Origin of the sequence: Microcystis sp. M015S2 (assembly GCF_020245945.1) — a bacterium.
In the GTDB taxonomy this organism is placed as follows: domain Bacteria; phylum Cyanobacteriota; class Cyanobacteriia; order Cyanobacteriales; family Microcystaceae; genus Microcystis.
The window spans coordinates 1-12,285 of record NZ_JADBTX010000006.1 but is presented as its reverse complement, the minus strand read 5'-3'; the positions used below and the strand labels follow the sequence as shown (position 1 = coordinate 12,285).

At 44.4% G+C, this 12,285-nt stretch carries 13 protein-coding genes and 1 pseudogene; 7 read left to right on the top strand and 7 right to left on the bottom strand.

All coding sequences use genetic code 11. The features are described 5' to 3' along the window. Positions 1 to 225, bottom strand: a pseudogene (locus IM473_RS01105) (helix-turn-helix domain-containing protein); the annotation flags it as partial. Between the two features lie 215 nt (positions 226 to 440). Here IM473_RS01105 and IM473_RS01100 point away from each other — a divergent pair. Beyond that, positions 441 to 653: a DUF29 family protein gene (locus IM473_RS01100; RefSeq protein ID WP_287659564.1), complete on the top strand. Its 213-nt coding sequence runs from the start codon at positions 441 to 443 to the stop codon at positions 651 to 653. A 141-nt stretch (positions 654 to 794) separates the two neighbouring features. On the opposite strand, the gene IM473_RS01095 is transcribed toward IM473_RS01100, so the two are convergent. Continuing rightward, positions 795 to 1,382, bottom strand: a complete 588-nt coding sequence (locus tag IM473_RS01095; RefSeq protein ID WP_287659563.1) for a DNRLRE domain-containing protein — start codon at positions 1,380 to 1,382, stop codon at positions 795 to 797. Positions 1,383 to 1,882: 500 nt separating this feature from the next. Here IM473_RS01095 and IM473_RS01090 point away from each other — a divergent pair, with 500 nt between their 5' ends. Both IM473_RS01090 and IM473_RS01085 read left to right on the top strand, forming a co-directional pair. Then, positions 1,883 to 2,470, top strand: coding sequence for a DUF3782 domain-containing protein (locus IM473_RS01090; protein ID WP_287690322.1), 588 nt, complete (start codon positions 1,883 to 1,885; stop codon positions 2,468 to 2,470). Between the two features lie 212 nt (positions 2,471 to 2,682). Next, positions 2,683 to 3,381, top strand: a complete 699-nt coding sequence (locus IM473_RS01085) for a Uma2 family endonuclease (protein ID WP_287659561.1) — start codon at positions 2,683 to 2,685, stop codon at positions 3,379 to 3,381. Between the two features lie 6 nt (positions 3,382 to 3,387). On the opposite strand, the gene rpsF is transcribed toward IM473_RS01085, so the two are convergent. Then, positions 3,388 to 3,777: a 30S ribosomal protein S6 gene (rpsF, locus tag IM473_RS01080; protein WP_004160997.1), complete on the bottom strand. Its 390-nt coding sequence runs from the start codon at positions 3,775 to 3,777 to the stop codon at positions 3,388 to 3,390. 145 nt (positions 3,778 to 3,922) lie between these two features. On the opposite strand from rpsF, the gene IM473_RS01075 reads away from it, so the two are divergent. After that, a complete protein-coding gene (locus IM473_RS01075; RefSeq protein ID WP_287659560.1) occupies positions 3,923 to 4,705 on the top strand; it encodes a fumarylacetoacetate hydrolase family protein in 783 nt (260 codons plus the stop codon). Here IM473_RS01075 and tpiA read toward each other — a convergent pair. Then, positions 4,702 to 5,427, bottom strand: coding sequence for a triose-phosphate isomerase (gene tpiA / locus IM473_RS01070; RefSeq protein ID WP_002801963.1), 726 nt, complete (start codon positions 5,425 to 5,427; stop codon positions 4,702 to 4,704). The genes IM473_RS01075 and tpiA overlap by 4 nt on opposite strands. 157 nt (positions 5,428 to 5,584) lie before the next feature. On the opposite strand from tpiA, the gene IM473_RS01065 reads away from it, so the two are divergent. Further along, positions 5,585 to 6,349, top strand: a complete 765-nt coding sequence (locus tag IM473_RS01065) for a metallophosphoesterase family protein (RefSeq protein WP_287659559.1) — start codon at positions 5,585 to 5,587, stop codon at positions 6,347 to 6,349. Here IM473_RS01065 and IM473_RS01060 read toward each other — a convergent pair. The 3 genes from IM473_RS01060 to pgl all read right to left on the bottom strand — a co-directional run bounded on the left by IM473_RS01060 (position 6,268) and on the right by pgl (position 9,249). Next, a complete protein-coding gene (locus IM473_RS01060; protein WP_287659558.1) occupies positions 6,268 to 7,515 on the bottom strand; it encodes a site-2 protease family protein in 1,248 nt (415 codons plus the stop codon). The two genes, IM473_RS01065 and IM473_RS01060, sit on opposite strands and share 82 nt — an antisense overlap. A gap of 199 nt (positions 7,516 to 7,714) precedes the next feature. Continuing rightward, a complete protein-coding gene (locus IM473_RS01055) occupies positions 7,715 to 8,347 on the bottom strand; it encodes a double zinc ribbon and FHA domain-containing protein (RefSeq protein WP_287659557.1) in 633 nt (210 codons plus the stop codon). 179 nt (positions 8,348 to 8,526) lie between these two features. Further along, positions 8,527 to 9,249, bottom strand: a complete 723-nt coding sequence (pgl, locus tag IM473_RS01050) for a 6-phosphogluconolactonase (protein ID WP_287659556.1) — start codon at positions 9,247 to 9,249, stop codon at positions 8,527 to 8,529. Between the two features lie 323 nt (positions 9,250 to 9,572). Here pgl and IM473_RS01045 point away from each other — a divergent pair, with 323 nt between their 5' ends. Continuing rightward, on the top strand, positions 9,573 to 10,364 hold the full coding sequence (locus tag IM473_RS01045; RefSeq protein ID WP_287659555.1) for an HpsJ family protein: 792 nt from the start codon (positions 9,573 to 9,575) through the stop codon (positions 10,362 to 10,364). A 529-nt stretch (positions 10,365 to 10,893) separates the two neighbouring features. Then, complete coding sequence (locus IM473_RS01040; RefSeq protein ID WP_002804603.1) at positions 10,894 to 11,625, top strand: undecaprenyl-phosphate galactose phosphotransferase family protein; 732 nt, start codon at positions 10,894 to 10,896, stop codon at positions 11,623 to 11,625. The last annotated feature ends 660 nt before the right edge of the window (positions 11,626 to 12,285 follow it).

The following is a 12,285-nucleotide window of genomic DNA, read 5'->3' as shown; positions in this document are numbered from 1 at the left end:
TACCAATGTGAAAATATGTTCTATATTCTCGCCAATATTCTAACGTTCTTGTTCTTCTATAGATAGTTTAGGTTTCGGTCTCCTTTTAGATACTGAATTAGATTCAGCTTCAACACTTTTTACTGATTCTACCATCTTTCTCTAGGTTTGTTTATACACACCGAAACGGCGTTTTAACTGTTCATATGATAAGTTTTGATCATCCATACTTTTGCTAATAAATATAGCAAAAGTATAGATGATTTCCTGACCTAAGATCACATTTTATTCTTTTTTCTACTTCCATCTAAAAATCGAGAAAAAAGCAAAACCTTCCATCATACCATAAAAAAGTTATGCAAGAGGTCTATTAGCTAGGATGGATGGCAAACCTATCCCACGAAAATTATAAGACTCCCAGTCATAATCCTCTAAGATGAAGGAGGTAGGAGAAATCTGATATGCTATCTACTGCCAAGAAACTTTATGACACAGACTTTAATCTGTGGGTAGAAGAAACTGCTAACCTACTTAAAGAAGGTAAGTGGGAGTGCCTCGATTTAGAAAATCTGATTGAGGAAATTGAGGTGAGACTCAAAAAGAAGCTCTACAAAATATCAAAGAGGCCATTGACTTATGTTGAGAAGTTAGAAAAGAAAAAGACCTACCTTTGACAATTATAAAATAGCAGGTTGGGCCTTGCTATTGCTCAACCCAAACCCCTATTTTCCTATAAGTAGGTAGGTGTTAAAAACTGTCAGATATCCCCCTTATTCAGGGAAGATTAAGGGGGGATAAATCCCAAAGTTCTCAACTCAATTGTCCTGTTTTGACCTTTTTTCTTGAGATAGTTTGCGCGTGAGAGTTGAGGCAGTGCCGAGGGAGCCAAGGATGAGAAAAGCGAGGGTTGATGTAGGTTCTGGAACAGAAGCGACATCTATTGTTTCCACCCGGAGTATTGGTCGGAGTGCAGGCGTAGCCGTATTATCGGAACTAACAAAGGCAACACCTTCTCCTGCTATTGTCTCCCCTGTCAAATAAATTCCCAAATTAGGAACTACGCCATTCTTCCAATCCAAGTAGAGAGATGTAATGTCCCATTCAAAACTCCTAGCGGCGATGTCGTCAACGGTGGTGGAAGCGACAGGAGTAGGAGCGAAACTTGGACGTGAGTCCCAAGTCACTGTATTTTCATCCCACGCACTTGTGATTCGATAGGCTGAGGCTAAAAATGGCTCCACAAAACTCGGTGCAAGGTCACTTAAGGTTGTCAGAATTAAGCTAACCTTGTTTACGCCAACAGAAGGCAATGTTGAGAGGTCAAATTGGATTAGGGTGTCGGTATAGCCTGCTCCAGTATCTGCTTCCCCAACTCCAATCCGAGGTTCTGATCCCCAATTCACCGTGTTATAAGGGGGATAATACCAGGAACATTGCTATATGGACGACTATCAACATAGGTGTCCTTGCCTTCAGGTCCGGGTTGAAAAGTAATAACCGCAGCAGAAACTGGGACAGTCGCCAAAGCAGTCGTCAGGGTGAGGGAAGAGACAGTTAATAACTCAGATAATCTATACTCATGCAAACTCAAATAATTAATCACTTTTGATAATGTCATAACTAAATGCCTCTTAAAAAATGTAGTTCTGCCTGATTTATAATGTTTAATTCTGTAGATTTGAAACTCTTGCAGTTAAATTTATCAAATTTTAAAAATACTCTAATAAATTTATCAAATCTTAACAATACTCTAAGTTACTTATAAAAATAAAGGTGTATTAGCGACAGCGTAACACGCCCTACTTATCGCTCTCTTACTCAAAGGCAAAAGCACTATCTTCTTCATGAATCGGCAAAATTCAGTAAAATAGCAATAGACTAAATCAGAGAGAAAAAATTAGCTATGGCAACTACATCCGAAGACGTATGGCGACTCTTAGCCGAATTAGCGACTGCTCAAAAAGAAACCGACAAACAACTGAAGGAGACTGACCTACTATTGAAGGAAGTTAGTCAGCAACAGAAGAAAACTGACAAACAACTCAAAGAATTAGGTCAGCAAATTGGGGGACTCGGTGCCAAATTCGGCAGCTTTACCGAAGGACTTGCCCTTCCCTCAATGGAAACGATTCTCAGACAACGCTTTGGTATGGAAGTTGTTAGTCCCAGTGTGCGAGTCAGTAAAGAAGGACAACACCTAGAAATTGATGTCCTTGCCTATACCAATGGTCAGCTAAATACTGCTTATATCGTCGAGGTTAAAAGTCATGCTAGAGAGGCGTCTATTTCACAATTAAAAAGTATTTTGCAACGGTTTCGCCGCTTTTTCCCTGAACACAAAGATAAAAAACTCTATGGCATATTAGCGGCGGTTCATGTATCATCAGAATTACGGGAAAAAATTCTGCAAGAAGGGTTTTATGTGGCTCGGATTCATGACCAAGTATTTGAATTGGATATTCCCGATAATTTTCAACCTCGACTTTATTAAAAATTTAGATATAATACTAAATCCTGTTATTAAATGATTATTTATTCTCCCCTTTGACTTTTGCCTTTTGCATGAGTGCCTCTCCTGATATGTAGCCCATACTCAACGGATTTAGTACAAGGCCAAGCCGTCCTTTTAGGATGGGGTTTTAAACCCAGGATTTGCGGTGATACAATAAAGCTAGGCCAAAATGCGATCGCAAGAGATAAAGCATGGTTCAAGCACCCATCGAACCCCAACTTTTCTATCCTGATTCCGACGGTAAACCCATGGCCGACAACACAGTTCAATATCGCTGGATTGTTCGCTTGGTTGCCAATCTCAAGTATTTATTTAAAGAGCAAACCGTCTTTGTCGCCGGGGATTTGCTCTGGTATCCCCAGCAGGTAACTGTACCCCCCGCTCCCCGTCAAGCTCCCGATGCCATGGTAGTTTTCGGCCGTCCACCGGGTGAGCGCGGCAGCTATAAACAATGGGAAGAAGACAATATTGCCCCCCAGGTAGTGTTTGAAATCCTCTCTCCGAGCAATAGTGCCAGGGAAATGCTCAAAAAGCAGTCTTTCTATCGGGAGCATGGGGTATTAGAAATGTTTTTCTATGACCCAGACTCCCATGATTTCTGGGGATTGGTGCGGGCCAATCAGCAAGAGGATTTTTTCCCAGTAACGGCCTTGAATTTTCCCTGGACTTCCCCAATCCTAGGAATTCGGTTCGAGATGTTTGAAGAGGGTTTAGAGGTCTTTTATCCCAATGGGGAACGATTTAAAGACCCTGAAACCCTCTTTGAGGAACGCAACCAAGCACAACAAGAACGCGACCAAGCACAACAAGAACGCAACCAAGCACAACAGGAGCGCGATCGCGCTTTTGCCCGATTACGCGAATTGGGCATTGATCCGACACAGTTGTGACTATAATTAATCTTCAGCGGAGATACCGTCATCTTCCACCACCGCTTCGGTGATAGGAGAGGGGGGAATTTCCGTTAAGGGAGATAAATCCGCAGGGGGGGCCACCACGCGATCGAGTTTTAGGGTTAAATAACGAATAACCTCATCACTTAAACGCATGGCCCGTTCCATGGGGGCGACTTGTTTGCCGCTGGCCTGATAATTCATCTGCACATAGACACCATCATTGAGTTTTTTGATGGGATAGGCCAGACGTTTTTTACCCCACACCTTAACTTCAATGTCTGTGGCGCTGTGTTCGGTAATCAGAGTCCGATAACGTTCCACTTGTTGCTGAACGACTTCTTCCCCTAAATCGGGACGGAGAATGTAAAGAGTTTCGTAGTTATTGCTCATCTCAGAATCCTTATGGACTAGAAGGCTTCTTTGTCAAGACCGGAGGTTAATTGATTTTCATAACTCTCTAGCTTTTAATAAAGAAGCAAGGATATATGATCATACTACTATCCGAGAGTCGATCGCTAGTCATTCCCAGAAAAATATGGCGCAACGCTATGTACGAGTGAAACATCGTCAAGGACAAATCTTCTACGGACTGTTACAGCTAAACCGTAGCGTTGCCGTCTTTGATGCCCCTCCCTGGCAAGGAGGGCAACTAACCAAACTAGAATTAGAACCTGATAGCTACCAACTATTAGCCCCCTGTTTCCCGTCGAAAATTATTGCCGTGGGCAAAAATTACCGCGCCCACGCCGCCGAGATGGGAACACCTGTACCGGAAGAACCGCTTTTATTTCTCAAGCCACCGACGACAATTATCGCCGATGGTGAAACTATTTTTTATCCGCCCCAATCGGAAAGAGTGGATTATGAGGGAGAATTGGCATTAATTATCGGAGAAACCGCCAAAAACTGCACCACAGCCCAAGCCAGAAGCAAAATCTGGGGTTATACCATTGCTAACGATGTCACCGCTAGGGATTTACAGAAAAAAGATAGCCAATGGACGCGGGCGAAAGGATTTGACAGTTTTTGTCCCCTCGGCCCCTGGATTGTCCGGGAACTGAGTATCGGGGCGCAATTAACCACTTTTCTCAATGATGGCAGCGAACCCAAACAAAGCAGTTATCTGAGTGATATGGTCTTTCCCCCCGATGTCTTGGTGGCTTATATCTCCCAAGTGATGACCCTGCTGCCGGGGGATGTAATTTTAACGGGAACTCCCGAAGGAATCGGACCGCTGCAGGTGGGAGATCAGGTTCGGGTGGAAATAGAAGGCATCGGGGTTTTGGAAAATAGCGTCATGGCAGCAGAAATCAATTAACGATAATTAACAATCCTAGCGAATACGGCGGGGTCTAGACTCGCCCCACCGACTAAAGCCCCGTTTATCTGCGATTGAGCCATAATTTCATCGATATTATCCGGTTTTACCGAACCACCGTACTGAATGGTTACTTCGGGATTGTCTAATTGTTGCCGAATCAAACCGATAACGCGGTTTGCTTCCTCGCTTTCGCAGGTTTCCCCCGTCCCAATCGCCCAGATGGGTTCGTAGGCGATAACGAGGTTTTTTTGGTCAACATTGACTAAACCCCCTTGAATTTGCTTGATAATTACCTTTTCCGTTTCTCCAGCATCTCTTTGGGCTTTACTTTCTCCCACACAGATAATCGGGATTAAACCTTGTTTTTGGGCAGATATAACCCTTAAATTGACGGTTTCATCGGTTTCGCCGAAATATTGCCGGCGTTCACTGTGACCGATAACCACATAGTGAACCCCAATTTCGGTTAACATATCCGCCGAGATTTCGCCCGTATAAGCCCCCGATTTTTCCCAGTGGACATTTTGCGCCCCCAGGCGAATACGACCCCCGTGGAGGGTTTTAGAGAGGACAGCTAAAGCTGTAAAAGGGGCGCAAAGAACTACTTCTCGGTCGTCCGGGGTTTCCTCTAGATGGGATTTAAAATCTTGCAAAAACTCCAGAGCTTCTCTCTGGGTTTTGTGCATTTTCCAGTTACCTGCAATAACAACTTTCGGCACAGCTTAATTAATTTAGTAGATTTGATAATTTATGGTACATTTTACTGTAAGCCTTTTTGTTACCCTAAGCAAGATCACCGATAATCGCTGTTTGTCGTGAACAGATTTCTTTAATACTTTTACCTGTACCTATGCCCTAATCCCCTACCAAATCCTCATGCGAACCTTAGCGATCGGCGATATTCATGGTTGCTCGAAAGCTCTAGATCACTTGCTAGAGATCGTCAATCCCAAACCGCAAGATACTTTAATCACCCTCGGTGATTACGTTAATAAGGGCAGAGACTCGAAAGGGGTGATCGATCGCCTGATTTCCCTACACAAACAGGGAAATTTGATTCCCCTCAAGGGTAATCACGAGATTATTATGCTGCAAGCCCGTCATAACCCCTTCAAACAGCGTCTCTGGTTAGAAAAAGGCGGTAAAGCTACTCTAAAATCCTATAGCGAAGGCCACCTGATTAAAATTCCCGAATCTCACTGGGATTTTTTAGGAAAAGTCTGTATAAATAGCTACGAAACTGCAAATCATTTATTTGTTCACGCTAGTCTCGATCCCCATCTACCCCTGGCCAGACAACCAGAATACAAACTCTTTTGGGAGAAATTTCAATATCCCGCCGCCCATAGTTCGGGAAAAACCATGATTTGCGGCCATACCAGCCAAAAAAGCGGGAAACCGATTAATCTCGGCCATGCCATTTGTATCGATACTTGGGCCTACGGCCAAGGCTGGTTAAGTTGTTTAGATGTGGAAACGGGGAAATTGTGGCAGGTTAACCAGCGAGGAAATTTTCGGATTAGCGATATTCAAGATTATTACCGTCCATCCTCTCTACGTCAGGACATTAAGGACGGTTCGCCGATTTTTGGCCGTTCACTCTTGTCAAGAGCGGCAGCAATAACATTTAAGGGCAAATAACTGGGATAAACTCCCTCGCGAGCGCGTTCAATATCCGTTTCCTCTAGGGGAATTTGGTATTTAATCGCAATTGCCTTGAGGATATCGCCGCGATCGATCACTCCGGCTACGGCGGAGGCTGGTGTTAACACCGTGATCATGCGGTCTGGGATGGTTTCCAATTTTTGCACCACTGTCACTAAGGGGGTTTTTTCCTCAACAGTGGGAATTTCCGCGAGGGGATGGGCAATATCAAGCAGTTGTTTTTCTGACCAGAAACTCCGCTCGATCGCCTGTAAATCTGCCACCCGAATTAATCCCCGATAACGCCCCTCGGAAGCGGCAAAATAAGCAGTATTGGCAGCTGCTCGGTCTAAAACGTATTCTTGGGCGAATTCCTGTAGGGTTTGATGAGCGTTTAAAACCCGCAAATTTCTGCTCATCACCTCTCCTGCCGTGAAATTGAGGAGACTTTCCTGTAAATTAGTTAAATTATCGTAAGCGCGGGCATTTCTGAGGATAAACCAGCCCATTAATCCTAACCAGGCACCCCCCACATCTGCCGTCAAGAGAACCAAGAAAATCCCCAAAATAATCCCCAACCAACCGATGAATTGACCACTGATCGCAGCCCAATGTAACCCTTTCCAGCGATCGCCAGTCGCTTGCCAGACCATTGCTTTTAAAATTTGACCCCCATCGAGGGGTAAACCAGGGATAAGATTAAATAGAGCCAAAAACAGGTTAATTATCGCTAAATGCCCGCATATATAAGTTAAATTGGCGTTTAAATAGGGTAAGTGACTGGCTAGGGATAGAAGACAAAACAGGAGAAAACTAACGACGGGTCCAGCGATCGCTACTTGCAGGGCCTCTGGAGGAGTCCGAGATTCTCGCTCGATCGAGGCCATACCTCCAAAGAGAAACAGGGTAATGGAATTGACCTCGATGCCTTGGCAACGAGCCATGAAACTATGACCTAATTCGTGGAGTAAAACTGAGATAAATAGCAATAAAGCCATGATTAAACCAAGTAACCACGCTAAAACAGAACTCTGGGCGGCCAGAGACTGAATTTCTGCATCGGTGGCATTGATCAGGGTGACAAAAGCCAGAATCAAAAACCACGAGGAATCAATATAGAGAGGAATGCCCAATAAAGACCCGATTCGCCAATTTGTACGCATAATTTTCAGTGGGGTAGTGGGGTGTGGGAATTATGAATTATGAATTATGAATTGGGGAGTGGGAAGTGGGGAAGTGGGGTGTGGGGTGTGGGAATTATGAATTATGAATTATGAATTGGGGAGTGGGAAGTGGGAAGTGGGGTAGTGGGGGAATTCAACTAAAACCCTAAAACCCTAAAACCCTAAAACCTGTCTCCTTTTAAGACATTTGCCAAATAAAAGTCATTTTGTCGCCTTTACCGAGGGAAATGCGATCGCCAGCCCGGAGACGATGACGATTGCCGGGGGGTAGGGGAGTGTGATTAACGTAGGTTCCGTTAGCGCTGCCGGTGTCTTCGAGGTAATAGATGCCCCCTTCGACGCGGATATCGGCATGAACCCGGGAGACGATATCAGAATCGGGAAAACCGGAAACATCGATATCGGGGGGAATGCGATCGTTAGGTTTGCCGATATGAATTACCGATAGATGTAGGGGTAATTCAATTTTGCTATCGGTTTGCAGGTGATGCAGACTAGCTATTTCCATCTGTAAGCGGGTGGCAGCCGGAACCGGTGGGGGGGCAACAGGAGGAGGTGCGATCGAGGCGACGGTGGCTGTAGGGACTGGTGGGACGGGTTCAGGTTCCGATTCCGATTCGGGTTGGGCTGCCACCATGGGAACGGAATTAGGCTGTAAATTGTAGCCACACTGACCGCAAAAGGTGGCATCAGTTTGGATGGTTGCCCCACAACTAGGACAGGAAGACATCCGCGGCAAGGGAGTGTAACAGGCCTCGCATTGACTGGCCTCATCGGGGTTAGTATGTTCGCAATTGGGACAAACGATCATTTTTAAGGAAAAAGTAAAAAGTAAAAAGTAAAAAAGCAGATTAGGGGTTGGGTGTTAGGGTGTTAGGGTGTTAGGGTTTCGGGGTGTTGGGGTTTTAGGGTTTTAGTTGAATTTCCCTATTCCCCTATTCCCCTATTCCCCCACTCCCCCACTCCCCTATTCTCCCATTCCCCTATTCTCTAGACAAATGAGGAACCGGCGGCCGCATCGAGTAACCAGTATAATTCCCCGGCCGAGGGGTGGATGAGACGGGAAGGATAGGAGAAAGAGTCACCATAGGCAGAGAAAATCTCATGTAGAGCAGGGCGTTTACTTTCGCCGGCAGCGATAAAGATCACACAACGGGCCTGATTGATCAGGGGAACGGTAAAAGTTAAGCGGGGATTGCCGTCTTTCTCGCCGACGGTGATACAGCGATCGCTGACCGTTAAGGCTGCCGTGTGGGGAAAGAGAGAGGCAGTGTGACCATCATCGCCCATTCCCAATAAAATCAGGTCAAAAACGGGAAAATCGGGAGAATTGACCCCAAACCATTGGCGGAGATGATCATCGTATTTTTGGGCGGCCAGCTGGGGATCGGGGTCATCCGTGGGCATAGGATGAATATTAGCGGCCGGGATCGGTATGCGATCGAGCCATGCTAACCGGGCCATGCGTTGATTACTGTCAGGATGATCGGGACTAACGTAGCGTTCATCTCCCCAGAAAACGTGAATTTTTGACCAATCGAGGGGTTGAGAGGATAAGGCTTCGTAGAGAGGTTTCGGAGTACTACCGCCGGACAGAGCGATCGTAAAATAGTCCTGTTGGTCAAGGCTGGTTGTGATTTTTTCCAGAACCAGCGCCAGAGATTTTGCGATCAGAGCTTGTTTATCAGCTAAAACTTCCACCAATTTCTGCATGGGTTTTGTTATCAACTCAGGGGGCTGTCTTTACTATAGGCTAACCATTCAGGACTCATCTGAGAGCTTGGGAAAATTTTATTCTTTGACAGGGATAGGTTTACCGATGCCATATTGAGGTAATATTTCTAGAGTCGATTCTCGAAGGGGGTTGACAAGCAGAACGATTTAAAGTAGGGTTTAGCGGGGGGGCTGAGCGAAAGTTAATTAGAAATTGCAGTTTGTCAGATTGCCTCTCGGCAAAATCCTTCCGCGAATCCCCAGCGAGAACTTTTAAACAGACTAATGAATCTATTCATTGACATACCATTACAGAAACAGCGATGAACAGTTTTACTTCTTTGTCCCTGAAATTAACGGGATTGGTTTTCATTATTTCCTTCCTTTTGGATGGGTTTATCCTGCCGCTGCCCTATCAATTCAGTCAATCCCAATGGCAGGTAGGGTTCGTCACCACCTTTGTTGATCGAGGAATTGTCCCTCTCCTCGGTATCATTCTCGTTTTAATCGCTTACTGGATTGACGCTAACAATAAAGATGTCATTCCTAGAAAATCCCGTTTTGAATTGCGTTGGCCGATCTTTATTCTTTCTACACTGTTAGGTTTAGTTTTTCTGTTGATGATTCCCGTTCACATCAATAATATCAACCAGATTAAAAACAACGCTTTGACTCAAATTGAACAGGGTGTTGACCAGGGGGAGGGACAAATTCAAGCTTTCTTAGCCCAGATAAATACTCTATCGCAAAATCCCCAACTATTAGACCAGCAGATCTCTCAGAGAACTCAAGTGATTGAAACTGGTCGTTTCCAAGGACAACCGATCAACACGGAACAGTTACAGACCCTCCGTCAACAAAGAGAGCAATTAACTAATTTACGCGATTTATCCAAAAGCCCGAAGGAATTTAAACAGAAATTAGATGAGATCAAAAATCAGCTACAAACTCAGCTGCAAGAGCGGCGAAAACAGGCAGAAAGCCAAGCCAACTTGGAGGCTTTGAAACAGTGGTTAAGAATTGGTATTCAAAGTATGTTGCTATCGATTTCCTATAGTTTGATCGGTTGGTTAGGCATTCGAGAACTAGGTAGTATGAAAAAACGCACCGCCTAAGTATGGGATTTATCTTAAATGATGAAGTATAAAGTTTTCGTTTTCGGGAGCCAGAATTCTCCGAGTCAGGTGACGAGCGCACACGAGATCATACTTCGTCCTTAGGATCAAAGCTGTAACTACTTAAATATTCAGTCACCAAGAGCATCAGCAAATGATGCTCTTTTATTTTTTATTAAACCTCTTGCATAATTAATTTTTGGTGGTTCAAAACCGTCCTGTATTACTAAATCCTGTTTAAAAGGTATAGGAGAGCAGGGAAGCGGGAAGCAGGGGAGCGGGGAGTAAGGGGGATGAGAGCGGGGAGAATAAATAAAAATAATCTCCTGACTCCTGAATACCGACTCCTGAATTCTAACTACTGACTCCTAACCCCAGCAACAAACTTTTTCAGCAAACCCTAATTAGAGATTTTTCAGTACAAAGGCTCTAAAATGACCAGTGCCAGTTATTAGCCCGAAGACTTGTTTTTTCAGTCTTGTGGCTTTATCATAGGTACTGTGTGGTGTGTGTGATGTGAAGGAGTAAGATGACTGCTAATAGCCAACTTATCTCCGTCAAGGCTCTACAAGCTTTGATGAAGCGAGGGTTCAAACCTTCGGTCTCTGGTAGACGGCATCAAAAATCTTGGTTAATAGCTTTAGACGGCGATACCTCAAAACGATTATTCGATATCGTTTTCTCCCTATCGGTTCTAATTTTCTTTTCGCCGCTTTATTTGATCTTAGCCTTATTGATCGCGATTAGTTCCCCCGGTCCGGTCTTCTATATGCAGAAGCGCGTCGGTCAAAACTTCCAGCATTTCAACTGTATCAAGTTCCGTACTATGGTAATGGACGCGGATAAGGTGTTAGAGAGACTGATGGAAGACTCCCCCCAACTGCGAGCGGAATTCGAGGATAATTTCAAGCTGAAGGACGATCCCCGCATAACTTGGATTGGCAAGTTTCTCCGCTTAACCAGTTTAGACGAGTTTCCCCAATTCTTCAACGTCCTGCGCGGAGATATGAGCGTCGTCGGTCCGCGGCCTTTAGTTCCCGAAGAATTGCAGAAATATGGCAATCGCATCGACAAAGTTTTAACTATTCGCCCCGGTTTAACTGGTTTATGGCAAGTTTCTGGACGTAATGACATCCCCTATCCCATGCGGGTGCAGATGGATGTGTATTACGTTAATTCGCGTAACTGGTTAACCGATATCTGGGTAATCTTTAGAACTATCGGTGTTGTGGTTTTTCCCAAAAATAACGGTGCTTACTAAATCGATGAATAGTAATTCAAGATTACTTACTACTGTTTCAATGTAATTAATCGCTAGACTGGAGGAGAGAAAGGCAGAACTTGCTTTTTTCTCCTCTTTTTTTGAGAAGAAACATTATGATATAGCGTTTTTCAGTCTGCTGAGGTACAAAAGTTATGGGTTTTAGGCAAAAGGCAAGGGGCAAAAGGCAAAAGGGAAGAAAATAGGTGTACCTCACTAGCTTAGGAAACGCTATAGTAATTAGGGCTTGCTAGATAATGGTAGAACCCTTTTAAAATAAGACTTTTGACCTTTTAAAATCCGATGTTAGTGCCAGAAAATAGATTGAGACCTTCAAAAACCTTGCATTATCCTTCTTGTAGTAGGCAAACTGGTACAAAAAAGGAGAGCAACAAAGCCTTAAACTCCTGCCTTCTGCCTGACCCCATCCTAGGCCTTTTTGAACAAACCCTACTTAGCTGTTATCTTAAGGGTGAGGTACGAAATTTCTGGTTTTAGGAAACACTGGAGCTAGAGGTGATGCTATAGCAAAGAGCGGGATAGTTAGGACATAATAGAGAAAAAGAAATGAGGAGAAGCTTTCATGGCAGCACCCTATAGTGATGATTTAAGACAGAAAGCAGTGAGTGCCGTAGAGCGAGGGGAGAAAAAAAGCCATGT

Excerpts from the sequence above, each read along its gene's own strand:
- IM473_RS01100 (WP_287659564.1), top strand. The coding sequence starts at position 441 with ATGCTATCTACTGCCAAGAAACTTTATGACACAGACTTTAATCTGTGG.
- IM473_RS01090 (WP_287690322.1), top strand. The coding sequence starts at position 1,883 with ATGGCAACTACATCCGAAGACGTATGGCGACTCTTAGCCGAATTAGCG.
- IM473_RS01085 (WP_287659561.1), top strand. The coding sequence starts at position 2,683 with ATGGTTCAAGCACCCATCGAACCCCAACTTTTCTATCCTGATTCCGAC.
- rpsF (WP_004160997.1), bottom strand. The coding sequence starts at position 3,777 with ATGAGCAATAACTACGAAACTCTTTACATTCTCCGTCCCGATTTAGGG.
- IM473_RS01075 (WP_287659560.1), top strand. The coding sequence starts at position 3,923 with ATGGCGCAACGCTATGTACGAGTGAAACATCGTCAAGGACAAATCTTC.
- IM473_RS01065 (WP_287659559.1), top strand. The coding sequence starts at position 5,585 with ATGCGAACCTTAGCGATCGGCGATATTCATGGTTGCTCGAAAGCTCTA.
- IM473_RS01060 (WP_287659558.1), bottom strand. The coding sequence starts at position 7,515 with ATGCGTACAAATTGGCGAATCGGGTCTTTATTGGGCATTCCTCTCTAT.
- IM473_RS01055 (WP_287659557.1), bottom strand. The coding sequence starts at position 8,347 with ATGATCGTTTGTCCCAATTGCGAACATACTAACCCCGATGAGGCCAGT.
- pgl (WP_287659556.1), bottom strand. The coding sequence starts at position 9,249 with ATGCAGAAATTGGTGGAAGTTTTAGCTGATAAACAAGCTCTGATCGCA.
- IM473_RS01045 (WP_287659555.1), top strand. The coding sequence starts at position 9,573 with ATGAACAGTTTTACTTCTTTGTCCCTGAAATTAACGGGATTGGTTTTC.
- IM473_RS01040 (WP_002804603.1), top strand. The coding sequence starts at position 10,894 with ATGACTGCTAATAGCCAACTTATCTCCGTCAAGGCTCTACAAGCTTTG.